The sequence below is a fragment of the Massilia sp. Soil_C_3 genome (genome assembly GCF_057657035.1).
In genome coordinates, this window is the sequence record NZ_JBDGJG010000006.1 from 36597 (window position 1) to 61144 (window position 24548).

Below are 24548 nucleotides of genomic sequence, written 5' to 3' on the forward strand. Positions count from 1 at the left end.
CGTCCTGGCAGAACGACCTTAGCAGAAAGCGCGGAGCGGAAATGCACGGCTGGGCCGGCAATGGCCCGGAGCTGGTGAAGCGAAAAGAGTGGTGGCCAGTGTGCGTGAACGTACGGAGTGCGCTACGCGGCAGGCATAAGATGAAGCTGTCTCTTTCAGGACATCCCTAGTTTTGGACTTGGCCCGCTCCTTACCGAGCGGGCGTTTTTTTTGTGCGTCGCTTACATCAGCGCCGACGTCAGGCTCTTGACTTCCTCGCCCGATTCTTCCAGCACGCCCTTGAGCGTGCCTTCGCCGAACACGAAGTCGATGGTGGCCGCTGCGGCATGGGTGGTGGCGCCGGGCGGCGCGAACAGGGGAGAAGGCAGGGGCGACAGGTCATTGGCCAGCAGCAGGGTGTCGCCCAGGGTTTCCGGCGGCAGCGCGCGCATGCCGACCCACAGCGCTTCGATCGCACTCATGACCGGCGCCGGGACGCCCAGCTTGTGCAGCACGCCGCGGCCGATGGCCGCTTCGCCATGGTCGAGCCAGGCATCGAGGTTGTCGTCCAGCAGGCCGGGCAGGGCTTCGGCGCGCGACAGCAGGTAGAAGCCGCCCACCTCGTGCACGATGCCGGCGAACAGCGCCGTTTCGGGATCGACGAAGGATACGCGGCGCGCGATCACCTGGGCCAGCGCGGCCACATGGGCCGAATGGGCCCACAGCTGGTCGGCCTTGTGGCGCAGGCCCGGATCGCGGATCTCGCTGGCCAGCTGGCGCACGATGACCGAGGTCGCCAGGGCGCCCAGGGTGCGAAAGCCCACCCGCTGGACCGCCGCGCGCACATTGGTGACGTCGTTGCCGCTGCGGTTATAGGCCACCGAGTTGGCGATCGCGACCGTGCGCGCCGCCAGCAGCGGCTCGGCCTGCACCAGGCGGGCGGCGGCGTCGATATGGCAATCGGGTTCGCCCAGCGCCCGTTGCAGGGTCAGCGAGGCGTTGACGCTGGTGGGGAAGGCAAGTTCGCCGCGGCTGGCTTCGGCGGCGATGCTGTCGAGTGCGGAGACTTGGTCCATAGAAAAATTATACCCCTAACACAACACCTTGCTTGCAAAAATATTGCCCCATGGTATCGATTTCAGCGGGCAGTTGCCTCCAAGCTCTTACTCTTCGCTGAAGATGGCGTCGCAGCCTTCCCTCTGTTCTTCGAGGTTTTCCAGCTCGTCGACCAGACCGAGGTCGAGCAGTTCCTCGACCGCGTTCATGTAGCTGTTGAGTTTGGCAGCACCGATGAGGCGATAGATCTCGCCGGCTTCGTTGCGCACGCCGATCAGCATCGGTTCCTCGCGCACTTCTTCCAGTGGAGCGACGTCGAGCAGGATGTTGCCGATGATGTGCTTGTCGAAATGGGGTGGCTTCTTGCCGTCGATGAGAGAGGTTTTCAAGGCGTTTCCTTCAGGTGGAATAGGGAGGGAGTGGGGCAGTCGCCGTCGTCGCTGCCGTCATGCTGGACACCGGCGCCATTGGCGCGGATGCGCTCGCGCAGCAGGCCGAGCGCATCTTCGAGCACTGCGAAGTCGGCATCGCTGTAGGCGGTGAATAATTCTTTTCCACGTGCAATCACTTTCGGGAACACATCGCAGAACACCTGATCGCCGGCAGGCGTCAGGCGCACGAAGAACGATCGCTTGTCGTCGCAGCTGCGCTCGCGCAGCACCAGGCCTTTTTGTTCCAGGCGTTCGATGACACCGGTCAGGGTTCCCTTGGTGATCAGGGTGCGTTCGCCCAGTTCCTTGTAGCTCATGCCGGTGGTATTGCCCAGCGTGGCGATGATATCGAACTGCGCATGCGTCAACCCGTTCTGGCGCACCGCATCGCCCGAGACGCGCTCGAAGCCCTGCATGCACTCGGCCAGCAGCCGGACGCTTTTTAGATATCGTTCCCCCATGGGCGGGGATTATAGCCGTCCGCCGCACCTTACGTTGCCCGCCACGCAAGATTCTGCCAGAGGCATGGTCGGCGCGAAACGCGCCGATTGAACTCCGGTATGATAGACGACCATGTCCTTTCATCACGTCCGTCGCGCGTCCCCTTCTGCAGCCATCGCATCCCTCACCCGCCGCGATGCAGCCTGACCTGTCCCTGCTGGCGCAGGAGCGGCCGCTGCGCATCCTGCTGGTGAACGCCGGCGAGCCCGATGCGCTGACCTGGTCCGGGCTGTACCAGCCGCTTCGCCTGGCGGCCAAGGTGCTGGGGCCGGACCGCCTGCACGTCGACGTGCGCGGTCCCGACAAATTCATGAGCGATCCTGGGCGCCACTGGCACCTGGTGCTGCTGGTGGCCGACGAGGCCGAGGCGGCCTTGCGCCCGGCCAACTTGCGCGCGCTGATCGAGCGTTGCCGCGCCGCGCCGTATTGGGGTGGCGTCGGCGCCGGCGTGCTGTGGCTGGCCGACGCCGGCGTCCTGCATGGCGTGCGCACCGCCTTGCCCTGGGCCCTGTATCCGGACGTGAACGCCCAGGCCGAGCAGGCCCTGCTCACACCCCATTTATACGAGGTCGACGCCAACCGCCTCACCTGCTGCGGCGGCGCGGCCAGCATCGACTTCGCCCTGCGGCTGGTCGAACTGCTGTTCGGCGCCACGGTCCAGGCGCAAGTGAAGGAAACCCTGTGCATCGACCGCGTGCGCGGCCCGGACGAGCGCCAGCGGGTGGCGCTGCAGGCCCGTTTCGGCGCCCTGCAGCCCAAGCTGTCCGAGGCGGTGGCGCTGATGGAGGCGAACATCGAAGAGCCGCTCTCGACCGACGAGATCGCCCAGCTGGCCGGCGTTTCGCGGCGCCAGCTGGAACGCCTGTTCAAGCAATACCTGGGCAGCCTGCCGTCGCGCTACTATCTCGAACTGCGCCTGCGCCGCGCGCGCCAGCTGCTGCTCGATACCAATCATTCGATCGTGCAGGTGGGGTTGATGTGCGGGTTTTCCTCAGGATCGCATTTCTCGACAGCATTTGGGGCGCTGTTCGGTAATACACCAAGGGAAGAGCGTCAGCGAAAGTTAGCGCAGTAACTGCTCACATCCTCGGCCCGCGGCCCAGTCACGTCGTTTCCGCGAAGGCGGGAACCCGAGTGTGCTCGCCCAGAGCCTAAGTTTGCATGTTCTGGCTACGCAAGAAAACTGGGTTCCCGCCTACGCGGGAATGACGTGCTTGGGGCGCGGGCCAAAGACCTGGTTTTCCCCTCCCGTCCAAAAATGAAAATGCCTGTCGCACTTCTAAAAGAAGTTGTCGGGAAGCGTTTCTATAATGGCCCGATCATGCGGTGATTCCATCCCGCGCCACCCACACTGATTGGATGAGGAAAGAAGCCATGAACGCAAAGCTTGATTCGGGTATCGCCACGCTGCCGGTTAGCCGTCAGACTTTTGACGAGGTCCTGGTCCCCACCTACGCCCCGGCCGCGATGGTGCCGGTGCGCGCGTCGGGCCTGGACCTGTGGGACCAGGAAGGCAAGCATTACCTCGACTTCACCTCGGGCATCGCCGTCACCGCCCTGGGCCACGCCAATCCGGAAGTGAACGAAGCGCTGACCAAACAGCTCAACACCCTGTGGCACATCGGCAATGGCTACACCAACGAGCCGGTGCTGCGCCTGGCCTCGGCACTGATAGCCGCCACCTTCGCCGAACGCGCTTTCTTCTGCAACTCGGGCGCCGAAGCCAACGAAGCGGCCCTCAAATTGGCGCGTAAGTACGCGCACGGCAAGTTCGGCCCGCACAAGTCGCGCATCGTGTCCTGCCTGTCGTCGTTCCACGGCCGCACCCTGTTCACCGTCTCGGTCGGCGGCCAGCCGAAGTACACCGAAGGCTTCGAGCCGCTGCCGCAAGACCTCTCCCACATCCCGTACAACGACATCGAAGCGGCGCGCGCCGCCATCACCGACGACGTCGCCGCCGTGATCGTCGAACCGATCCAGGGCGAGGGCGGCGTCATCCCGGGCAATCCCGACTACCTGAAGGCGCTGCGCGAGTTCTGCGACCAGACCGGCGCGCTGCTGGTGTTCGACGAAGTGCAGTCGGGCATGGGCCGCTGCGGCACCCTGTTCGCCTACGAGCAGATGGGCGTGGTGCCGGACGTGCTGACCTCGGCCAAGGCGCTGGGCAACGGCTATCCGATCGGCGCCATGCTGACCACCACCGAGATCGCCCAGTACCTGGCGGTCGGCACCCACGGCACCACCTACGGCGGCAACCCGCTGGCCTCGAGCGTCGGCCTCAAGGTCCTCGAGCTGATCAACCAGCCGGCCTTCCTGGGCCGCGTCAAGGAAGCCAGCGCAAAAGTCATGGCCAATCTGCAGCAACTGGCGGCGGATTATCCGCAGGTGTTCGGCCAGCCGCGCGGCATGGGCCTGCTCATCGGCCTGCCGATGGCCGAAGGCGTCAAGGGCCGTTCGAAGGACTACACCAAGCTGTGCGAGAAGCTGGGTCTGATGCTCCTGATCGCCGGCCCGGACGTCGTGCGCCTGGCGCCGGCACTGGTGGTGTCGGACGAGCAGATCGCCGAAGCCGACCGCCTGATGCGCGCGGCGGTGACGGAATTCACCGGCGCCTGATCGCCCAAATCCGGTCGCGGCCGGCCTGCCCGGGAGGGTGGGCCGGCCGTGGGCATTGTCTCCACTTACGTTTCACCAGGGAGTACACATGTATGTTGTCCGTCCGGTAGATCGCGCGGATATCGGCGCGCTGGAAGCGATGGCGGCCATCTCGATGCCGGGCGTGCACACGCTCCCGCGCACGCGTGAAGGCATTGTCGCCGCGGTCGAGCGCTCGCTCGCCTCGTTCGCGGCCCAGGTCGATATCCCGAGCGAAGAGTCGTATCTGTTCGTGCTGGAAGACCTGCGCTCGCGCGAAGTGGTCGGCACCGCCATCATCCACGCCTCGGCCGGCTCGAACGGCACCTATTTTGCCTTCCGCAACGACGTGATCCAGCAGGTCTCGCGCGACCTGAACATCAGCCACAGCGTGCACGCGCTGACCCTGTGCTCCGAGCTCACCGCCTATTCGCAGCTGTCCGGCTTCTTCCTGCGTCACCGCGACAGCGCCGGCATCGAGGCCGCGCTGCTGTCGCGCGCGCGCCTGCTGTACGCCATGCTGGCGCCGCACCGCTTCGGTGACCGCTTCTTCGTGCCGCTGGCCGGGCGCCTGGACGGCGACGGCCAGTCGCCGTTCTGGAATGCGCTTGGCCGCAAATTCTTCAAGATGGACTTCCTCGAGGCCGAGCGCCTGATCGAGGGCGCCCGCAACCGCACCTTGATCGTCGAGCTGATGCCGCATTATCCGGTCTACGTGCCGCTGCTGCCGGGCGACGCCCAGGCCGCGCTGGGCCAGATCCATCCGGGCGGCCAGATGGCCTTCGACCTGCTGGCGCAAGAAGGTTTTGAAGCCGACGAATACATCGACATCTTCGATGGCGGCCCGATCCTGCAGGCGCACAAGAACGCGCTGCGCTCGTTCTGCGCCTCGCACCGGCTGCGCGTGGGCGCCGGTCCTGCTCATGCACCCGCTCACGCGCCGGACGTGGCGCCCGTCGACTACGCCGTCGCCAGCGTCGACAACGGTTTCCGCGCCGTGACCGTGCGCTGTGCACCGATCGAACATGCGCACAGCATCGACTTGCCGCGCGAGGTCCAGCAGGCGCTGGGCGTCTCGGCCGGCGACGAAGTGGTGTGCGTGCGCATCCAGGGAGAACCAGCATGCTCGTGATCCGTTCTTCCAGACTGTCCGACCTCGACGCCCTGATGGAAATGGCGCGCCAGGCCGGCAGCGGCATGACCACCCTGAAACCCGACACCGAGATGCTGGGCCAGCGCCTGGCGACCTCCGAGGCCTCGTTCGCCCAAACCATCCCGCCCGAGCAGCGCGACTACATGTTCGTGCTGGAGCATACCGAAGACCGCCGCATCGCCGGCGTGTGCGCGATCAAGGGCGCGGTCGGCCTGACCGAGCCGTTCTACAACTACCGCATCGGCACCCTGGTGCACTGCAGCCGCGAGCTGAACGTGTTCACCCGGATGGAGACGCTGTACCTGTCGAACGATCTCACCGGCTCGACCGAACTGTGCTCGCTGTTCCTGCTGCCGCAGTACCGCGCCGGCTTCAACGGCAAGTGGCTGTCCAAGAGCCGCTTCCTGTTCATCGCCCAGTTCCAGCACGTGTTCACCGAAAAAATCATCGCCGAGATGCGCGGCTACCAGGACGAGGCGGGCGATTCTCCGTTCTACGAAGGCCTGGGCCGCCACTTCTTCAAGATGGACTTCAACCACGTCGACGGCCTGACCGCGATCGGCAAGAAATCCTTTATCGCAGAGCTGATGCCGCGCCAGCCGCTGTATGTCGACTACCTGCCCCAGTCGGCGGTCGACGTGATCGGCAAGGTGCACACCTCGACCCAGCCGGCGCGCCGCCTGCTGGAGCAGGAAGGCATGCATTACGAGGGCTACGTCGACATCTTCGATGCCGGTCCGGTGCTGCAGGGCCGCGTGTCCGAACTGCGCGCGGTGCGCGACAGCGTGCTGGCGGTGGCGGCCGAAGGGCTGGCGGACGAGGAAGCGGCGCCGGACACCGAGCATATGCTGGTGTCGAACACGCGCCTCGACGATTTCAGGATGATCCTGACCCGCGCCGTGCCGGGCGCCACCAGCGTGGTCCTGAACCCCGCCGAGCTGGCGCAGCTGCGCTGTCAGGCGGGCGACAACGTGCGTACCCTGACACTCAATACCAGGAAGACTTCCCATGGCTAATCTTTCGAACTACATCAACGGCGAGTGGCTCGCCGGCAGCGGCCGCGAACTGGCGACCATCGATCCGTCGACCGGCAGCCAGACCTGGACCAGCAATGAATCGACGGCCGACGACGTGGCGCGCGCCGCTTCCGCCGCGCATGCCGGCTTCGAAGCCTGGGCCCTGACGTCGCTCGACGAACGCATCGCCATCGCGACGCGCTTTCGCGACCTGCTGAAAACCCACGCCGAGGAACTGGCGGCGACCATCGCCGAGGAAGTCGGCAAACCGCTGTGGGAAGCGCGCACGGAAGTAGCCACCATGGCCAACAAGATCGACATCTCTGTCCTTTCTTACGGCGCGCGCACCGGAGAAAGCCAGGCCAAGGTCGCCGACGGCAATGCCGTGCTGCGCCATCGTCCGCACGGCGTGTTCGCCGTCTACGGCCCCTATAATTTCCCCGGCCACCTCCCGAACGGCCACATCGTGCCGGCGCTGATCGCCGGGAATACCGTCGTGTTCAAGCCGAGCGAATATGCGCCGCGCACGGCGGTGAAAACCGTCGAGCTGTGGGAGAAGGCCGGCCTGCCGAAGGGTGTGCTGAACCTCGTCAACGGCGGCCGCGAGACCGGCATCGCGCTGGGCCAGGAGCCGCTGATCGATGGCGTGCTGTTCACCGGCAGCAGCCAGACCGGCGCGGCCCTGCACAAGCAGTTCGGCGGCCAGCCGGGCAAGATGCTGGCGCTGGAAATGGGCGGCAACAATCCCCTGGTGGTCTGGGACGTGGAAGACATCGACGCCGCCGTTCATCACACCGTGATGTCGGCCTTCATTTCGGCCGGCCAGCGCTGCACCTGCGCGCGCCGCCTGGTCATCCAGGACAACGAGGCGGGGCAGGCCTTCCTGGCACGCCTGGTCGAAGTAGCCGCGCAGTTGCAGGTCGGCCCGTCGAACGCCGAGCCGCAGCCGTTCATGGGACCGGTGGTCTCGAGCGCCGTTGCCGCGCGCCTGGTGCAGGCGCAGGCCGATATGGCGACCAAGGGCGGCAAGATCCTGCTGCAGATGCGCCAGCTCGACACCAATGCCGGCTTCGTCACCGCCGGCATCGTCGACACCACCGATGCGCAAGGCATCCCCGACGAAGAGTGGTTCGGCCCGCTGCTGCAGGTAATCCGCGTGAAAGACTTCGACGACGCCCTGCGTGTAGCCAACGCCACCGAATTCGGCCTGGCTGCCGCGCTGCTGTCGCCGTCGGAAGAACTGTGGAAGCGGTTTGCCGTGCGCGCCCGCGCCGGCATCGTCAACTGGAACCGTCCGACCACGGGCGCGGCCAGCTCGGCGCCGTTCGGCGGCGTCGGCAAGTCGGGCAACCACCGTCCGAGCGCCTATTACGCGGCCGACTACTGCGCCTATCCGGTGGCCTCGATCGAGACAGCGGCACTGGAAATGCCGGCCAAGCTGTCGCCCGGCCTGGCCTTCCCGGCGCAAGGAACCTGACCATGCGCGACGCCCGTGAATTCAACTTCGACGGCCTGGTCGGCCCGTCGCACAACTATGCCGGCCTCTCGTTCGGCAACGTCGCCTCGTTCAACAACGTGCGCTCGGCTTCGAATCCGCGCCAGGCCGCGCTGCAGGGCCTGGCCAAGATGCGCGAGCTGGCCGCGCGCGGCTTCGCCCAGGCGGTGATGCCGCCGCAAGGCCGTCCGAACTTTCGCCTGCTGCGCAGCCTGGGTTTCTCGGGCACCGATGCCGACGTGCTGGGGCGCGCCTGGCGCGAAGCGCCGGTGATCCTGGCCTGCGCCTGGTCGGCCGCGCCGATGTGGACTGCCAACGCCGGCACCGTGAGCCCGTCGGCCGACTCGCTCGACGGCCGCGTGCACTTTACTGCCGCGAACCTGAACAACAAGCTGCACCGCTCCGAAGAGCATCTGCAGGCGACCCGCACCCTGCGCGCGATCTTCGCCGACAGCAATCGCTTCGTGGTGCACGACACCTTGCCGTCGGTGCCGGCCTTCGCCGACGAGGGCGCCGCCAACCACACGCGCTTCGCCGCCAGCCATGGGGCGGCCGGCGTCGAGTTCTTCGTCTATGGCCGGGTGGAGTTCGACCCATCCGCCCCGGCGCCGAAGAAATACCCGGCGCGCCAGACGCTCGAGGCCTCGCAGGCGATCGCGCGCCTGCACGGCCTGGACCCGGCGCGCACCGTATTCGCCGCCCAGAATCCTGACGTGATCGACCAGGGCGTGTTCCACAACGACGTGATCTCGGTCGGCAACGGCAACGTGCTGTTCCATCACGAGCAGGCCTTCGCCGACGAAGCGGGCACCCTGGACGCGCTGCGGCGCGCCCTGGCCGGCGTCGACACCGAGCTGCAATCGGTGCGCGTGGCGAGCAGCCAGGTGCCGGTGGCCGACGCCGTGGCCAGCTACCTGTTCAACAGCCAGCTGCTGTCCAAGCCGGATGGCCGCATGGCGCTGGTGGTGCCGCACGAGTGCCGCGAGAACGCGGCCGTGTCCAACTACCTGGCCGGCCTGGTCGCCAGCGGCGGCCCGATCGACGAACTGGTCGAATTCGACCTGCGCCAGAGCATGCGCAATGGCGGCGGACCGGCCTGCCTGCGCCTGCGCGTGGTGCTGACCGACGAGGAAGCCGCCGCCATGCACCAGGGCGTGATCATGACCGAGGCGCTGTATGCGCGGCTGGTCGCCTGGGTCGAACAATATTACCGCGATCGCGTCGAACCTCAGGATCTGGCCGACCCGCAGCTGGCGCTCGAATGCGCGGCCGCACTGGAAGAACTCACCCGCATCCTCGGACTGCCGGGGCTGTACGACTTGTAACGATGTAGTATTCGGGCGGGAGATCCCTGTCCTGTATAAGCAGGGCCGCGTCGGGCCACGAGCTGTCGACGCACCAGGCACACAACTTTGGAGAAGCAAGATGAAAGACATGCCCAACGATCTGCGCAACCAGACGCTCGCGCTGGTCAACGCCAACCAGTCCGCCGACAGCGCGCAGGTCAATGCCCTGACCGCCGCCTGGATCGGATCGCTCGACGACGAAGACCTGGCCGGCACCGCGCCGCAAAGCCTCGCGCCGGTGCTGGTGGAAGGGTTCTCGCAACTGGCCCAGCGCAGCGGCCCCGGCGCCCAGATCGCCACCATGCGCTACCTGGATGGCCGCGGCGGCACCGCCACCGCACTCTTGATTCTGAACGACGACCGTCCCTACCTGGTCGACTCCTTCGTCATGGCCCTGCGCCGCGAACGCATCACCGCCGCCGGCGTGATGAACGCCGTGCTGCCGGTGCGCCGCGACGCCAATGGCGCCTTCGTCGCCGTCGGCGAAGCCGGCAGCCCGCTCGAATCGGTCGTCCTGTGCCTGCTGAACGATGAACTGCAGTTCGAAGAACTGGACAAGCTGACCGCGCGCCTGCGCATGGTCGCCAACGACGCCGCCACGGTGCAGCGCGACGCCGTCGCCATGGGCGACCGCATGACGGCAGTCGCCGCCGCCGCCGCTGCCGCCGGCACCCCGGAAGGCCAGGAAGTCGCGGCCTTCCTCGAGTGGGCCAAGAACGAGGGCTATGAGCCTTTCGGCTACGCCTACTACGTCGTCAAGCCGGGCGCGCGCGAACTCGAACGCGACATCCCGAGCCGCATCGGCGTGCTGAAGGACACCGCGCACCCGGTCTACGGCACCTGCCTGGCCAGCATTCCGGGCGACTTCGAAACCCTGTCGCTGCGTGCCGAGAACCTGTCGATCGTCAAGGCCGACGTGGCCGGCACCCTGCACCGCGACGCGCCGCTGGACTTCATCGGCGTGCGCGACCTGGATGCGCAAGGCAAGATCCTGGGCGAGCACTGCTTCATCGGCCTGTTCACCCGCGCCGCCACCTCGACCCCGCTGGCGCGCCTGCCGTTCGCGCGCGGCCGCGTGGCGCGCGTGCTGTCCATCGCCGGCGTGCGCCAGGAAGGCTTCCGCGCCGAGAAATTCATCGAGATCCTCGAATCGCTGCCGCGCACCGAAGCGCTGGAAGCCGAGCCGGAATGGCTGGCCGAAGTTTGCGGCGCCGTGGTCTCGCTGTACAAGCAGCCGCGCGCGAAGGTGTTCGCGCGCCGCGACGTCTACCAGCGCCACCTGAACGTGCTGGTCTACCTGCCGCGCGAGCGTTTCAGCGCCGCGGTGGCATCCAGCCTGGCCGCCGCCCTGAAGGAAAGCTCGGGCGCGCGCGACGTCGACGTCCAGACCCTGGTGGCCGATGGCCCGCTGGCGCGCGTCTACCTGACCGCCCACGCCGCGCGCTACCCGCTCGACCTGGAAAGCGATATCCAGCGTCCGCTGCTGGGCGTGCTCGATGGCTGGCATGACCGCTTCGCCGAGTTGATCAACTCGGTCGACGAGAGCCGCCAGCGCAGCCTGATGCGCAAGATCGTGCCGACCCTGCCGGTCAACTTCGTCGCCGCGACCACGCCCGAGACCGCGTTCCGCGACGTGCACGCGCTGTTGACCAAATGCCGTCCGGACCGCGTGACCGCGCGCATCGAGCACGATGACGCCGCCGGCGCCTCGATACGCCTGTATTCGAGCGAGACCGTGCCCTCGCTGTCGCGCATCCTGCCGGCGCTGCAGAACGCCGGCATCGCGGTCGACCGCGAGCAGACCTACCGCCACACCGGTCTGGATGGCGTGCGCCGCTACGTGACGGCGCTGACGGTCGATGCCGAGAGCGCGGCCAAGCTGGCCAAGCCGGGCATCGCCCAGGTGGCCGAAGAACTGTTTTCCGCCCTGTTCAACGACGAGGCCGAAGACGGCCGCATGAACGGCCTGACCATCGAAGGCGGCCTGGCGCTGCGCGAAGTGCAGCTGGTGCGCGCCTACATCAGCTACTGGCGCCAGCTGGGCTCGAAGTTCTCGGTGCGCTATATGGCCGAGACCCTGCGCACCCAGCCGGCCCTGGTGAAGGAATTCGTCGCCGGCTTCATCGGGCGCTTCGACCCGAGCCTGAGCGAGGAGCAGCGCAAGGAAGGCAGCAGCAAGCTGACCACCCTCAAGACCGGCCTGCCGAGCGTGAACCACGCCGACACCGAAGAGATCATGGGCGCGCTGGTCGACCTGGCCTTGGCCACCGTGCGCACCAACTACTTCCAGAACAGCGGCGAGAAGATCATCTTCAAGGTCGACACCAGCAACCTGGCGCTGGCGCCGGAGCCGCGTCCTTACCGCGAGATCTATGTGTTCTCGCGCCGCTTCGAAGGCGTGCACCTGCGTGGCGGCCCGGTCGCCCGTGGCGGCCTGCGCTGGTCGGACCGCATGGAAGACTACCGCACCGAGGTGCTGGGCCTGGTGAAGGCGCAGATGGTCAAGAACGCCGTCATCGTTCCGGCTGGCTCGAAGGGCGGCTTCGTGTGCAAGCAGATGCCGACCGGCGCCCCGCGCGAAGTGGTGGCGGCCGAAGGCGAAGCAGTCTATCGCCTGTTCATCGCCAGCCTGCTGGAAGTGACCGACAACCGCGTGCAGGGCGAGATCGTGCCGCCAGCGGCCACCGCGCGCCATGACGGCGACGACCCTTACCTGGTGGTGGCGGCCGACAAGGGCACCGCGACCTTCTCCGACATCGCCAACAGCATCGCCGTCGAACGCGGCTTCTGGCTGGGCGATGCCTTCGCCTCGGGCGGCTCGAACGGCTACGACCACAAGAAGATGGGCATCACCGCCAAGGGCGCGTTCGAAGCGGTCAAGCGCCACTTCTATGAACTGGGCCACGACCTGGCCAACAACCCGATCACCATGACCGGCGTCGGCGATATGTCGGGCGACGTGTTCGGCAACGGCGTGCTGCTGTCGCGCCAGCTGAAACTGGTGGCGGCCTTCGACCACCGCCACATCTTCCTGGATCCGACCCCGGATGTCGAAGTCTCGTTCAAGGAGCGTGAGCGCATGTTCGCGCTGCCACGCTCGTCGTGGGAAGACTATGACAAGAACCTGATCTCGGCTGGCGGCGGCGTGTATCCGCGCAACGCCCGCTCGATCGAATTGTCGCCGCAGATCCGTGAAGTGCTGGGCATCGAGGAAACCTCGCTGCCACCGCAGGAACTGATGCACCGCATCGTCAAGGCGCCGGTCGACCTGTTCTACAACGGCGGCATCGGCACCTATATCAAGGCCTCGACCGAGACCCACGCCCAGGTCAAGGACCGCGCCAACGATGCGATCCGCGTCAACGGCAGTGAACTGCGCTGCAAGGTCGTGGCCGAGGGCGGCAACCTGGGCGCGACCCAGGCCGGCCGCATCGAGTTCGCGCTGGCCGGCGGCCGCATCTTCACCGATGCGATCGACAACTCGGCCGGCGTGGATTGCTCGGACCATGAAGTCAACGTCAAGATCTGGCTCGACACCGAAGTCAACGCCGGCAAGCTGCCTGAAGCCGACCGTAACCGCATCCTGAACGAGATGACGGGCGAGATCGAGCGCCTGGTCCTGCGCGACAATACGCTGCAGACCCATTTGCTGACGCGCGAGGTGCAGGCGCAGGCCAATGGCGCGGTGGTCGACGGCTACATCACCCTGATCGGCAACCTGGAAGCCGAAGGCGCTGTCTCGCGCGAGCTGGAACAGCTGCCGACGGACGTCGAGCTGCAGCGCCGCAAGTCGCTGGGCCTGGGCCTGACGGCGCCGGAGCTGGCGGTGGTGATCGCCAACGTCAAGAACCGCTTCAAGCGCACCCTGGCCGCGCTCGAGCTGACGGGCGAAGCGTGGGCCGACGCGCTGCTGCGTCCTTACTTCCCGGCCCAGCTGGTGGCGACCCGCGACCCGCTGGACCATCCGCTGGCCAACACCATCCTGGCCACCGTGCTGGCCAACGAAGCGGTCAACCGCTGCGGCCCGCTGATGCTGCGCGACCTGGCGCTGGAGCACCGCATCGACGAGACCGAAGTGGTCAAGGCCTGGGCTCGCGCCTGGGCGGCCCTGCACCTGGCGCCGGTATTCGAGGCGCTCGACCATGACGCGCTGGTGGTGCCGCGCGACGTGTCGGTCTCGGTCGACAACCGCAGCCGCGCCATGCTGCGCGCCACGGTCGAAGGCGTGCTGTCGCTGCCGGCCAATTCGGAAGGCCTGAAGGAACTGTCGACGCTGTTCGCCGAGGCCGACGGGAGCCAGGCGCCGCAGATCCGTTCGGAAGCCGACGGCCACACCGGCCTGCCGGTGCCGTTCGCTGCGGCCTGGAAGGCGGTCGAGATCATCGAATCGCAGGCTTCGTTCCTGTTCGCCGCCGTGTCGGTGCAGCGTCCAGGCGGCATGACCCTGCTGCAGTTCCTGCAGATCGGCACCGTGCTGCGCCAGAAAGTCGGTATCGATACGCTGGAACTGGGCCTGAAGCTGCCGGCGCAGAGCAAGTCGCAGGAACAGCTGCGCAACTACGCGCTGCAGTCGCTGCGCCGCGCCCAGCAGCGCCTGCTGCTGCAGGTGATCGAGCGTGCGGGAAGCAATGGCGATATGGAAGCGGCGGTGGAAGAAGTGATGGCCGCGCGCGGCCTGACCGGCTTTGCCCAGCCGTCCGACCTGGAGCAGGCGATGCTGGACGTGTGGGCCTTGTCCGAAGGCCTGAACCCAGAGCGTTTGGCGGCTTGAGTCGTGAGCGCATTGCCTGAAGCAGTGCGCGCGCTGGCCGAGGCGGATTTCGCCTCGGTCGCGCAGCGCTTCGAAAGCGCCGGCTTTGCCGTCACGCAGCCGGCCTGCGGCGTGCTGACCGTCAAGGCAGCCACGCCGGATGCCGGCCGACCCAGCGTGCTGGTGTCGGTGGGCGTGCATGGCGACGAGACCGGACCGATCGAGATGGTCGCTTACCTGGTCGAGGCCTTGTCGCGCACGCCGGATGCGCTGGCGGTGGACCTGATGCTGTGTGTCGGGAACATCGATGCGATCCGTTCGGCCAAGCGCTTCATCGATGCGGACCTGAACCGGATGTTCCGTCTGGAGCGTGGTTCGCTGGCCGGGACTTTCGAGGCCGGCCGCGCCGACGTGCTGATCGACGTCACCCGCGCCTTCTTCGAAGGCAGCGGACCGCAGCGCTGGCACCTCGACCTGCACACGGCGATCCGGCCTTCGCACTATCCGATGTTCGCGATCGTGCCGGAGCTGATCGAGGACCGGGCCCGCGACACCCTCATCGCATGGATGGGCGAGGCCGGGATCCAGGCCATCATCATGAATCCGGCATCGGCCGGTACCTACAGCTATTTCACGTCCGAGCATCTCGGCGCGGCCGGCACCACGGTCGAGCTGGGGCGGGTCGGCACGCTGGGGCAGAACGACCTGTCGCAGTTCGCCGATGCGTCGAAGGCACTCGATCGGTTGCTGCGCGGCCAGCCGGCCGGGCAAGCGAAAGTGGCGCCGCACGTGTTCGCGACGGCACGCTCGATCATGAAGCTGTCCGATGCGTTCAGCATGCGCGTGGGCCGCGAGACCTGGAACTTCACGCCGATGAAAAGGGGAGAAGTGATCGCATCCGACGGCGACACCGTCTATACGGTCGAGCACGACGAGGAGCTGGTCGTGTTCCCCAACCCCGACGTGCGGGTAGGATTGCGCGCCGGGATCATGGTGGTGCGCATCGATTGACCATAACGGGCTGTGGCCCGTTTTTTTTCGCGCCCTGCACGAATCGGTGGACAGGACTAGACTTGTCCTCCTCGACACGCAGGAGTCACCATGAGCAAGCTGTTTTCCCCGTATTCCCTCGGTGCGCTGGAGCTGTCCAACCGCATCGCCATCGCCCCAATGTGCCAGTACTCGGCCGTCGATGGCCTGGCCACCGACTGGCACATGATCCACCTCGGGAACCTGGCCCTGTCCGGCGCCGCGCTCCTGATCATCGAAGCCACCGCCGTCACCCCCGAAGGCCGCATCTCGCCGGACGACCTGGGCCTGTGGTCCGACGATCACGCCAAGGCCCTCGAACCGGTGATCGCCGCGATCCGCCGTCATTCCCCGATCAAGGTCGCGGTGCAGCTGGCCCATGCCGGCCGCAAGGCGTCGAGCGAAGTGCCATGGCAGGGTGGGGCCAACATCCCGCCCGGCGAGCCGCGCGGCTGGCAGACCGAAGCCCCGTCGGCCGTGCCGCATGCCGACGGCGAGACCGTACCGCTGGCGCTGGATGCCGCGGGTCTCGTGCGCGTGAAGGATGCCTTCGTGGCCGCCGCCCGCCGCGCCCAGGCGCTGGGCCTGGACGCGATCGAGCTGCACGGCGCCCACGGCTACCTGCTGCACCAGTTCCTGTCGCCGCTGGCCAACCGCCGCGACGACGCATATGGCGGTTCGCTCGAGAACCGCATGCGCTATCCGCTCGAAGTACTGGCAGCCGTGCGCGCGGCCGTGCCGGGCATGACGGTGGGGATGCGCATCTCGGCCACCGACTGGGTCGAGGGCGGCTGGGACCTGGAGCAAAGCGTGCGCTTCGCCCACGCGCTCAAGGCCCAGGGCTGCGACTTCATCCACGTCTCGACTGGCGGCGTCTCGCCCTTGCAGCAGATCCCGCTGGGGCCGGGCTACCAGATCGAGTTCGCCGAGCGCATCAAGCGCGAGACGGGCTTGCCGACCATCGGCGTGGGCCTGATCACCGAGGCGAGGCAAGCGGAAGAGATTCTCCAGAACGGGCAGGCCGACGTCATCGGCCTGGCGCGCGCCATGCTGTACGACCCGCGCTGGCCCTGGCATGCGGCGGCCGAGCTGGGCGACCAGGTGATCGCGCCGCCGCAGTACTGGCGTTCGCAGCCGCGCGAGCACAAGGAACTGTTCGGCGATACGCGGCTGGGCCAGCGCTGATCCGTTCGCGCCGGATTTCTGCAGTCCAGCGCGCCGTTACTGCACTTTGTCGCATGCAGATGGTGGCGCAACAGGGCCCTTGCTAGAGTGGCATCACTCGAACAACAACCTGATTGGACTGTCATGCGTACCCTCATCGCCCTCGCTTCCGTTGCCGTTCTTTCCGGCTGCGCCATCATCGTCGCTCCTGGCGATGGCGACACCCGCGTGCACACTGCGTGGAGCAGCGACTCGAAGGAGGGCGACGGCGTGGCCGCGCGCGACCAGCGCGCCATTGGCGCTCTGCCGGCGCTGGATGTGAGCGGTTCGCTGCCGGTCGAGGTGCGCGTCGGCCCGGCGCCGTCGCTGGTGGTAGAGGCGGACAGCAATCTGCTGTCGCTGATCCGCACCGAGACCCAGGGCGACACCCTGCGCATCTATTCCGAGAAGAGCCTGCGCAGCAAGACGCCGCTGCGCATCGTGTACACCACGCCGCGCTTGAGTGAAGTGCGCGCTTCCGGCGCCACCCGCGTCGAGGTGAGCGACTTGAATGGCGCGCCGCTCGACGTGCGCCGGAGCGGTTCGTCCGAAGTGCGCCTCGCGGGCAAGGTGGGTAACCTGAATGCGCGTTCCAGCGGCTCGGGCCTGCTGGACGCTAGCCGCCTGCAGCTAGAGGGCATCGACGCGACCCTGTCGGGATCGAGCCGCATGCGCCTGGGGCAGGTGAAAGGGGATCATGCGCGGATGGAGCTGAGCGGATCGAGCTCGCTCGATGCCAGCGGCGCGGTGCGCTCGCTGAGCGCCCGCGTGAGCGGCTCGGCCAACGTCGACCTGGCCGACCTGAAAACGCAAGACGCCGACCTCGGCGCCAGCGGCGCGGGCGGCATCCGCGCCACCGTGAAGCAGTCGCTGTTCGCCCGCACCTCGGGCTCGGGCGGCATCCGTGTGTACGGCCACCCGGCCCAGCGCAGCATCACTGGCGACCGGGTGCACCTCCTCGATTAAAGCAGGTTGTCCAGCAGGTCCGGACCGAACACCTCGCGGTGCAGGCGCTCGGCCGGGGCGCCGTCTTCCAGCAGCGCATTCCATTGCGCCTGCATGAACGGCAGCGGGCCGCACATATAGACGTTGGTCTCGCTGCGCGGCCACTTCGGCAGGCGCGCCAGGTCCATGAAGCCGGGCAGGGCATCGGGAGCGCTGTCTTGTTCATGGAAGGTCACCACCTGCAGGTTCGGCATGCGCGCCTTAGCGGCGGCGATATCGCGCTGGTGCGGATGATGCTCCGGGCAGCGCGCGGCGTGCGCGAAGATCACGCGGCGCTGCGGATTGACCAGGGCGATGCGGTTCAGCGCGCCGATCATCGGCGTGATGCCCACGCCGGCCGACAGCAGCACCACCGGCTCGTCGGACTCGGTATCCGGCAAGAAGTCGCCGAATGGGTAGCTCACCTGCAGGATGTCGCCCGCTTCCACGTTTCGGTGCAGCCAGTTGGACACTGCGCCGGCCGGGATGTTGTCGTTGCCTTCCTCGCGCTTGACCGAGATGCGCATCGAATCGACGCCGTGCGCATCCGACAGGCTGTACTGGCGCAGCTGGCGGAACCCATCGTCGAAGATCGCTTCCACGCTCACGTACTGGCCGGCCCTGAACGGCGGCAGCGGTTCGCCATCCTGCGGCACGAAGCGGATCGACAGCACGTTCTCGCTTTCCTGCACGACCTCCGTCACGCGCATCGGACGCAGGTAGCCCGCTTCGATGCCGGCATCGGCATACATCTTCGTTTCGGCGTCGATGAAGACCTTGGCCAGCGAGCCATAAGCTTCTTCCCATGCCTTCATCAGCGGGTCGACGGCGGCATCGCCCAGGGTCGACTTGATCGCGCCCAGCAGGTGGAAGCCGACGATCGGGTAGTGGGCGGCGGTCAGGCCAACCGAAACGTGCTTGTGCACGATGCGGCTGACCACCGGGCCGAGGGCGGCGGCGTTGTCGATGTTGGCGGCGTAGGCGAACAGCGCCGAGGCGAGCGACTGCTGCTGCACGCCGCTGGCCTGGTTACCCATATTGAACAGGTTCCGCAGCTCCGGGTGGGCCCTGAACATATTGGCGTAGAAGGTGGTCGTGATGGCCCGACCGTGCTGGCGCAGGACGGGAACCGAGGCGTCGATATAGGGGCGGGAAGCGGCAGAAATCATGGAAGGTCCTTATTAGATGCAATTTAAAAGCATGTTTTAGTGCTGAAAAAAGCCCGCCTGATGGTCTTCGCGTGCGGGCAACGGTAAGTCGACGGAAGAAATTCTATCAAAGATGCCCTGCAAATGCACCTTATTTAAACTATTTATTGCGGGGGAGGCGGACTCCCCTATAATCGCATCTTCGTTTTTGAGACTGTCGAGCTGCGGCCGCCGAGCCGCGATCGCCAAAGTGCATTGAAGGACACGCCGTGAACCAGACCCTGGGCCAGAAGCTGTTACGTACCAAATCGGCAGCACCGCATCATGAGGAAACCGCCAGCGTCGGCGTCGCCGGCGCCTTGCCCGGCCTGCACCGTTCGCTCGGCCTGTTCCCCCTGACCATGATCGGCGTCGGCGCCACCATCGGCACGGGCATCTTCTTCACGATGGTCGAGGCGGTGCCGAAGGCCGGTCCGGCGGTCGTGCTGTCCTTCCTGCTGGCGGCGCTGACCGCCGGCCTGACGGCATTGTGCTACGCCGAACTGGCGGGCCGGGTGCCGGCCTCGGGTTCCTCGTACTCCTTCGCCTACGCCACCGTCGGCGAATTCGCGGCCTTCATCGTCGCCGCCTGCCTGCTGCTCGAGTACGGGCTGGCGGCCAGCGCGACCTCGATCGGCTGGTCCGACTACCTGAACAACTTCCTGCTCAACGCCTTCAACTGGCAGATACCGGAGCAGCTGCGCTCGCCGATGTTCGTCTCGGACCACCATAACGTGACCTTCCATCCGGGGAACATCAACCTGCCGCCGATCATCCTGGTGATCCTGTGCGGTTTCCTGCTGGTGCGTGGGGCCAAGGAGTCGGCCACCACCAACGCCATCATGGTGATCATCAAGCTGGCGATCCTGGTGTTCTTCTCGGCTATCGCCTTCACCGGCTTCAACGCCGACAACTTCCAGCCGTTCTTCAATATGAACGAGGCCTCGGGCTATGCCGGCATGGCCGGCGTGACCGCCGCCGCCGGCACCGTGTTCTTCTCCTTCATCGGCCTGGACACCATCGCCACCGCCGGCGAAGAAGTGAAGGACCCGCGCCGCAACGTGCCGATCGGGATCCTCGCCGCCCTGATCATCGTGACCGTGTTCTACATGCTGGTCGCGGTGGCCGCCATGGGCGCCCAGCCGGCCCATATGTTCGAAGGCCAGCAGGCCGGCCTGTCGGTGATCCTGCAGAACGTGACCGGCCAGGCCTGGCCGGCGCTGGTGCTGTCGGCCGGCGCCGTGGTGTCGGTGTTCTCGGTGACCCTGGTGACGATCTACGGCCAGACCCGCATCCTGTACGCGATCAGCCGCGACGGCCTGATCCCGCAAGTGTTCCAGAAGGTGAGCGCGCGCACCAAGGCGCCGGTGAAGAACACCATGATCGTGTGCGTGGTGGTCGGCCTGGTGGCCGGCAGCGTCGACTCCACCTTCCTGTGGGATATGGTGAGCATGGGCACGCTGACCGCCTTCATGGTGGTCTCGATCGCGGTGCCGGTGATCCGCAAGCGCCAGGGCGCGGACGCGCCGCCGGGCTTCCGCGTGCCGTTCGGACCGTATGCGATCCCGGGCCTGTCGGTGCTGGCCTGCCTGTACATCATGAAGGACCTGTCGCCGGCGACCTTCCGCGTGTTCTTCATCTGGATGGCGGTGGCGGTCGTGGCCTACTTCGGCTACGGCATGCGCAACAGCCGCCTGAACAAGGCAAAGTAAGATGGACAAGTTCGAACAGCGGCGCGACCGTTTCGCACTGTTCGACGGCATGGACAGCCCGTCGGTCAACCTGTGCTTCCCGCTCGAGCTGCCGGACTTCCGGCCCTGGTGCAAGGAACAGGGCTTGGCGCCCTTCCACGTGCTGCTGTGCGCGGTGCTGCGCTCGGTCCTCAAGATCGAGAACTTCCGCTATCGCATCCACGACGACGAAGTGATCCGCATCGAGCGCCTGATCCCGTCGTTCACCGTCAAGAACCAGAACGACGACCTCAATTTCGCGACCTTCGACTGGTCCGACGACCTGCGTGAATTCGTTGCGCGCGGCCGGGCAGCCGGCGTCGAGGCGATGGGCATGACGGGGCTGAACCAGCGTTATGCGACCCTGTCGCCGCGCGACGCCAAGGACCAGGTGTTCGTCACCTGCATTCCCTGGCTCGAGTTCACCTCGATCCAGCATCCGACCACCCGCGTCGGCCGCTCGGATATTCCTTCGCTGGCCTGGGGGCGGTTCCGTGATGGTCCGGACGGCAAGCTCGTGCTGCCGTTCTCGGTGCAGGCCCACCACGGCTTTGTCGATGGCTTCCATATCTACTCGCTGGGCCAGCAGGTCGCGGCCGAACTGGCGGCGCTGATGCGTTCTACTTCGCCAGCGGCCGCACATACTCCAGCAGGCTGACCAGGGTCTTGCCCGGCTCTTCCCACGGCGCCATGTGCGCCGAACGCTCGAACCACACCGCCCGCTTCGACGGCGCCTTCACTTGCGCCAGCCAGGCCTCGGTCGGTGCGGTCGGCGTCGTGTAGTCGTGGCGGCCCAGGAACATCACGACCGGGATCGGGAATTCCTTCACCTTCGAATAGTCGACCTCGACGAATTCCGGCAGCAGCCGGCCCAGCGTGAGCAGGCTGCCGGCGTCGATGGCCTTGACCTGGTCCATCGTGTAGTCGGGCGAGAGCAGCGGGCCCTTGAAGAAATAAGTCGATTCGCTGCGATAGGCTGACAGGCCGCCGTAATGCTGGGGCCACTTGCGCGCAGCCACGATGCGCTCGCGCGTGATCGGCAGGTCACCGGGATAGGGCGCGATCGCCTGCAGCTCCTTCAGCGCGTCCCTGTCGTCATGGATGCGTGCCTGTTCCAGCGCATATTCGAAACTGATGCGCTCGTTCTCGCGCACGCTGATTACCTGGCCGATGCCGACGTAGGCGTCGAACAGGTCGGGACGTTTCAGCGATGCCGCCATCGAGATCACGGTGCCCCAGCTGTGCGCCATCAGCACCAGCTTCTGCTGGCCGTAGCGCCCGCGCAGGTGTTCGGCCACCTCGATCAGGTCGTCGACGTAGCGCCCGATGCGGATCGTCTCGCCCACGACGGCCGGATCGGTCTCGCCAAAAGTCTTGCCGGCGCCGCGCTGGTCGTAGTTGGCGACCGTGAAGAATTCCTCGATCGGGCGCTGGAACTGCCACATGGTCGGCGTGATGGGCGACGCCGGGCCGCCGTGCACGAACAGGATCATCGGGTTGGCGCGGTCCTGGCCGCGCACATTGATCCATTGGTCGATGCCGCCGATGCGGGTTTTATAGGAATCCTGCACGCCATGCGGCGCCACGATGCGCTGCAGGTCTTCGACCGCGGCGCGGGCGCCGGCGAGCCGCTTGGCATCGATACTGTCCTGTGCACAGGCGTCCGCGCACAGCATGCCCAGCGCGGCCAGGCAGCAGATCAGGGTGTTTTTCATTTCGCTCTCCCGACATGATGTGAATCGAGTGTAGCGAGCGACCCGCGACGCGTCACGGCGTACCCGACAGGCGGGCGAAACGACGGAATAAACTGCGCAAAACCCCATGAAAAAAGCCGCGCCCCTTGCGGTGACGCGGCCTTTGAAGGAAGAAAGAACGATTACAGCGCGTTCATCTCTTTCAGCAGATTATCCGCCTTGTCGACTTCCTTCATATTCCACAGCATGTAGCGGGTGTCGACCTGGATCGAGCGGGTCATCTTGTTATTGAAGTCCCAGTCCGAGATGATCGAATCCAGGGTGCCGTCGAAGGCCAGGCCGATCAGCTCTCCCTTGGCGTTCAGCGCGGCCGAACCCGAGTTGCCGCCGGTGATGTCGAGCGTCGCCAGGAAGTTGACCGGCAGGGTCTTCTGCTTCGGATCGGCATACTTGCCGAAGTTCTTCGCCTGGATCGCAGCCAGCTGGTTGTCCGGCGCATCGAACTCGCCTTCGCCGGTGTGCTTGGCGGTTACGCCGCTGACCGTGGTGAAGGCGGTCCAGCCGGTGGTGCCGTCGGCGCCCACGTCGCGGCCGGCGATCTTGCCGAAGGTGACGCGCAGGGTGCTGTTGGCGTCCGGGTAGACGGCCTGGCCCTTGCTGTTCATGTAGGCGATCTTGGCCTTCATGTAGTTGCCATAGGCTTGCTGGATCTTGCCGGCCGATTCCTCGCCTTTTTCCTCGTCCTTGATGTCGGCGTCGTACATCGCGACCGCGGCCTTGATGAAGCTGTCGTTCGAGGCCTTGAAGTCGGCTGGCGACTTCTTGAGCCAGGCGGTGCGCTCTTGTTTGCTGGCCAGCTTGGAGCCGGCATAGATGCGGTCCAGCGCCGACTTCAGTTCGGCTTCGCTCATGCCCGGCTTGATGCCGAGGGCAGCGTCGAACGATGCGTCATGCTCGGCGGCCGGCTGCGCGTTGTATTGCTTGAGGAAGTTCAGCACCAGTGCCTTGTCGACTTTTTCGTCGTAGGTGCGGTCCTGGCCTTCGATGACCGAGGTCAGGCGCGGCAGGTCGCGCTCCTGGTAGCCGGTCTTGCGTTCGGTGTCCGGCTTGGCGCGTTCGTTGGCCAGGCGCACCAGGGTGCGCGCCGAGGTCAGGAACTTCGGCTGGGCGTAGGTCAGGAAGAAGCCCTTCTTGGTGCCGGCGTCGCGCTCGGCGATCAGCTTTTCGGCCGCGTCGATGTCGGCGCCATACTGCGCCTTGCGCGAGGCATCGGCATTCACCCAGGCCTTGAGCGCATTGTGCTCGGCGGTCTTGCGCTGCAAGAAGTCGCTGCTCTGGTAGGAGACCAGCATGCCCTTGCGGTTCTTGTAGTAGTTGTTCACACCGGCGATCTGGCCGGCGTACTTCAGGCGCGCAGCCGGGTCGTTCTTGGTCTCGCGGTCGATGATGGCCAGGGTCTCGCCCGAGGCCTGCACGAAGGCGGGGTAGTTCCAGTCGAAGGTGAAGGCCACTTCGGACGGCAGGCGGTGGCGGTTGGTGCGGCCAGGATAGCCCAGCACCATCACGAAGTCGCCCTCCTTGGCGTGGTCTTGCGCGAGCTTGATAATGTGCTTCGGCTTGTACGGCACGTTGTCCTTCGAGAACTCGGCCGATTTGCCGTCGCGGCTTACGTAGGCGCGGTAGAAGCCGTAGTCGCCGGTGTGGCGCGGCCACATCCAGTTGTCGGTGTCGCCGCCGAACTTGCCGATGCCGTCGGCCGGCGCGTGCACCAGGCGCACGTCGCGGATCTCGAGCTGCTTCAGGCGGTAGAACTCCAGGCCGCCGTAGTAGCTGGCCACGGTGCAGCGGTAGCCGGCATCCTGTTCGCAGGCCGCCACCAGGGTCTTCTGGTTCTTTTCGATGGCGTCGATGCGGGCCTTGCCGGTCAGCTTGGCGACTTCTGGCGTGATGACCTGGTTGCTGACGTTGGTGACCTCGTCGGTCACGAAGATGCGGCTGCCTGGCGAGGCCGGTAGTTCCTCGGCCATGGTCTTGGCCAGGAAGCCGTTCTTGAGCAGGTCGCGCTCCGGGGTCGAGTTGACGGCGATGCTGTTGTAGACGCAGTGGTGGTTGGTGACCACCAGGCCTTGCGGCGACACGAAGGAAGCCGAGCAGCCGCCAAGGCTGACGATGGCGCCCATCGGGAACTCGGTCAGGCGGGTCAGATTGGCCGGATCCAGCTTGAGGCCGGCGGCTTTCAGTTGCTTGGCTACTTGTGGCAGCTGTTGCGGCATCCACATGCCTTCGTCCGCGTGGGCGGCGAAGCTGCTCAGGATGGCGAGCGAGAGAAGGGTCTTTTTCATGCGCGTTTGATCTGGTTG

At 66.3% G+C, this 24548-nt stretch carries 18 protein-coding genes; 12 read left to right on the forward strand and 6 right to left on the reverse strand.

The window, feature by feature from the left end:
• Positions 1–221: 221 nt before the first annotated feature.
• The 3 genes from AC3A6F_RS13100 to AC3A6F_RS13110 all read right to left on the reverse strand — a co-directional run bounded on the left by AC3A6F_RS13100 (position 222) and on the right by AC3A6F_RS13110 (position 1927).
• A complete protein-coding gene (locus AC3A6F_RS13100; RefSeq protein WP_487681365.1) occupies positions 222–1055 on the reverse strand; it encodes an HDOD domain-containing protein in 834 nt (277 codons plus the stop codon).
• Positions 1056–1142: 87 nt separating this feature from the next.
• Complete coding sequence (locus AC3A6F_RS13105; protein WP_487681367.1) at positions 1143–1424, reverse strand: hypothetical protein; 282 nt, start codon at positions 1422–1424, stop codon at positions 1143–1145.
• The gene (locus tag AC3A6F_RS13110; protein WP_487681369.1) at positions 1421–1927 is read right to left on the reverse strand and encodes a MarR family winged helix-turn-helix transcriptional regulator; all 507 of its coding nucleotides are present in this window, start codon (positions 1925–1927) and stop codon (positions 1421–1423) included. Before AC3A6F_RS13110 ends, AC3A6F_RS13105 begins: the two co-directional genes overlap by 4 nt.
• 176 nt (positions 1928–2103) lie before the next feature.
• Here AC3A6F_RS13110 and AC3A6F_RS13115 point away from each other — a divergent pair, with 176 nt between their 5' ends.
• The 10 genes from AC3A6F_RS13115 to AC3A6F_RS13160 all read left to right on the forward strand — a co-directional run bounded on the left by AC3A6F_RS13115 (position 2104) and on the right by AC3A6F_RS13160 (position 17559).
• Positions 2104–3042, forward strand: a complete 939-nt coding sequence (locus tag AC3A6F_RS13115; RefSeq protein WP_487681371.1) for a GlxA family transcriptional regulator — start codon at positions 2104–2106, stop codon at positions 3040–3042.
• 299 nt (positions 3043–3341) lie between these two features.
• A complete protein-coding gene (locus AC3A6F_RS13120) occupies positions 3342–4583 on the forward strand; it encodes an acetylornithine/succinyldiaminopimelate transaminase (RefSeq protein ID WP_487681373.1) in 1242 nt (413 codons plus the stop codon).
• Positions 4584–4671: 88 nt separating this feature from the next.
• Positions 4672–5733, forward strand: coding sequence for an arginine N-succinyltransferase (locus AC3A6F_RS13125; protein ID WP_487681375.1), 1062 nt, complete (start codon positions 4672–4674; stop codon positions 5731–5733).
• The gene (astA, locus tag AC3A6F_RS13130; protein ID WP_487681377.1) at positions 5724–6770 is read left to right on the forward strand and encodes an arginine N-succinyltransferase; all 1047 of its coding nucleotides are present in this window, start codon (positions 5724–5726) and stop codon (positions 6768–6770) included. The genes AC3A6F_RS13125 and astA overlap by 10 nt, the downstream gene beginning before the upstream one ends.
• Positions 6763–8247, forward strand: coding sequence for a succinylglutamate-semialdehyde dehydrogenase (astD, locus tag AC3A6F_RS13135; protein WP_487681379.1), 1485 nt, complete (start codon positions 6763–6765; stop codon positions 8245–8247). Before astA ends, astD begins: the two co-directional genes overlap by 8 nt.
• 2 nt (positions 8248–8249) lie before the next feature.
• Positions 8250–9590 carry an N-succinylarginine dihydrolase gene (astB, locus tag AC3A6F_RS13140; RefSeq protein ID WP_487681381.1) on the forward strand — a complete coding sequence of 447 codons (1341 nt, stop codon included), beginning with the start codon at positions 8250–8252 and terminating at the stop codon, positions 9588–9590.
• A 100-nt stretch (positions 9591–9690) separates the two neighbouring features.
• On the forward strand, positions 9691–14382 hold the full coding sequence (locus AC3A6F_RS13145) for an NAD-glutamate dehydrogenase domain-containing protein (RefSeq protein WP_487681383.1): 4692 nt from the start codon (positions 9691–9693) through the stop codon (positions 14380–14382).
• A gap of 3 nt (positions 14383–14385) precedes the next feature.
• Entirely contained in the window at positions 14386–15372 is a 987-nt protein-coding gene (locus AC3A6F_RS13150) for a succinylglutamate desuccinylase (protein WP_487681385.1), read from the forward strand.
• A 90-nt stretch (positions 15373–15462) separates the two neighbouring features.
• A complete protein-coding gene (locus tag AC3A6F_RS13155) occupies positions 15463–16575 on the forward strand; it encodes an NADH:flavin oxidoreductase/NADH oxidase (protein ID WP_487681387.1) in 1113 nt (370 codons plus the stop codon).
• 123 nt (positions 16576–16698) lie between these two features.
• Positions 16699–17559 carry a head GIN domain-containing protein gene (locus AC3A6F_RS13160; RefSeq protein ID WP_487681389.1) on the forward strand — a complete coding sequence of 287 codons (861 nt, stop codon included), beginning with the start codon at positions 16699–16701 and terminating at the stop codon, positions 17557–17559.
• On the opposite strand, the gene AC3A6F_RS13165 is transcribed toward AC3A6F_RS13160, so the two are convergent.
• Entirely contained in the window at positions 17556–18746 is a 1191-nt protein-coding gene (locus AC3A6F_RS13165) for a globin domain-containing protein (RefSeq protein ID WP_487681391.1), read from the reverse strand. The genes AC3A6F_RS13160 and AC3A6F_RS13165 overlap by 4 nt on opposite strands.
• 248 nt (positions 18747–18994) lie before the next feature.
• Between AC3A6F_RS13165 and AC3A6F_RS13170 the strand changes: the two genes are divergently transcribed.
• Together AC3A6F_RS13170 and AC3A6F_RS13175 are read left to right on the forward strand one after the other, a co-directional pair.
• Positions 18995–20476, forward strand: a complete 1482-nt coding sequence (locus AC3A6F_RS13170; protein ID WP_487681393.1) for an APC family permease — start codon at positions 18995–18997, stop codon at positions 20474–20476.
• A 1-nt stretch (position 20477) separates the two neighbouring features.
• Positions 20478–21152 carry a CatA-like O-acetyltransferase gene (locus AC3A6F_RS13175; RefSeq protein ID WP_487681395.1) on the forward strand — a complete coding sequence of 225 codons (675 nt, stop codon included), beginning with the start codon at positions 20478–20480 and terminating at the stop codon, positions 21150–21152.
• On the opposite strand, the gene AC3A6F_RS13180 is transcribed toward AC3A6F_RS13175, so the two are convergent.
• A complete protein-coding gene (locus tag AC3A6F_RS13180) occupies positions 21115–22209 on the reverse strand; it encodes an alpha/beta fold hydrolase (RefSeq protein ID WP_487681397.1) in 1095 nt (364 codons plus the stop codon). The genes AC3A6F_RS13175 and AC3A6F_RS13180 overlap by 38 nt on opposite strands.
• 161 nt (positions 22210–22370) lie before the next feature.
• Positions 22371–24530, reverse strand: a complete 2160-nt coding sequence (locus tag AC3A6F_RS13185; RefSeq protein ID WP_487681399.1) for a S46 family peptidase — start codon at positions 24528–24530, stop codon at positions 22371–22373.
• Positions 24531–24548 lie beyond the last annotated feature (18 nt).

Bases quoted from the DNA above. Each gene is read 5' to 3' on its own strand.
- AC3A6F_RS13100 (WP_487681365.1), bottom strand. From the start codon at position 1,055: ATGGACCAAGTCTCCGCACTCGACAGCATCGCCGCCGAAGCCAGCCGC.
- AC3A6F_RS13110 (WP_487681369.1), bottom strand. From the start codon at position 1,927: ATGGGGGAACGATATCTAAAAAGCGTCCGGCTGCTGGCCGAGTGCATG.
- AC3A6F_RS13115 (WP_487681371.1), top strand. From the start codon at position 2,104: ATGCAGCCTGACCTGTCCCTGCTGGCGCAGGAGCGGCCGCTGCGCATC.
- AC3A6F_RS13120 (WP_487681373.1), top strand. From the start codon at position 3,342: ATGAACGCAAAGCTTGATTCGGGTATCGCCACGCTGCCGGTTAGCCGT.
- AC3A6F_RS13125 (WP_487681375.1), top strand. From the start codon at position 4,672: ATGTATGTTGTCCGTCCGGTAGATCGCGCGGATATCGGCGCGCTGGAA.
- astA (WP_487681377.1), top strand. From the start codon at position 5,724: ATGCTCGTGATCCGTTCTTCCAGACTGTCCGACCTCGACGCCCTGATG.
- astD (WP_487681379.1), top strand. From the start codon at position 6,763: ATGGCTAATCTTTCGAACTACATCAACGGCGAGTGGCTCGCCGGCAGC.
- astB (WP_487681381.1), top strand. From the start codon at position 8,250: ATGCGCGACGCCCGTGAATTCAACTTCGACGGCCTGGTCGGCCCGTCG.
- AC3A6F_RS13145 (WP_487681383.1), top strand. From the start codon at position 9,691: ATGAAAGACATGCCCAACGATCTGCGCAACCAGACGCTCGCGCTGGTC.
- AC3A6F_RS13155 (WP_487681387.1), top strand. From the start codon at position 15,463: ATGAGCAAGCTGTTTTCCCCGTATTCCCTCGGTGCGCTGGAGCTGTCC.
- AC3A6F_RS13160 (WP_487681389.1), top strand. From the start codon at position 16,699: ATGCGTACCCTCATCGCCCTCGCTTCCGTTGCCGTTCTTTCCGGCTGC.
- AC3A6F_RS13165 (WP_487681391.1), bottom strand. From the start codon at position 18,746: ATGATTTCTGCCGCTTCCCGCCCCTATATCGACGCCTCGGTTCCCGTC.
- AC3A6F_RS13175 (WP_487681395.1), top strand. From the start codon at position 20,478: ATGGACAAGTTCGAACAGCGGCGCGACCGTTTCGCACTGTTCGACGGC.
- AC3A6F_RS13180 (WP_487681397.1), bottom strand. From the start codon at position 22,209: ATGAAAAACACCCTGATCTGCTGCCTGGCCGCGCTGGGCATGCTGTGC.
- AC3A6F_RS13185 (WP_487681399.1), bottom strand. From the start codon at position 24,530: ATGAAAAAGACCCTTCTCTCGCTCGCCATCCTGAGCAGCTTCGCCGCC.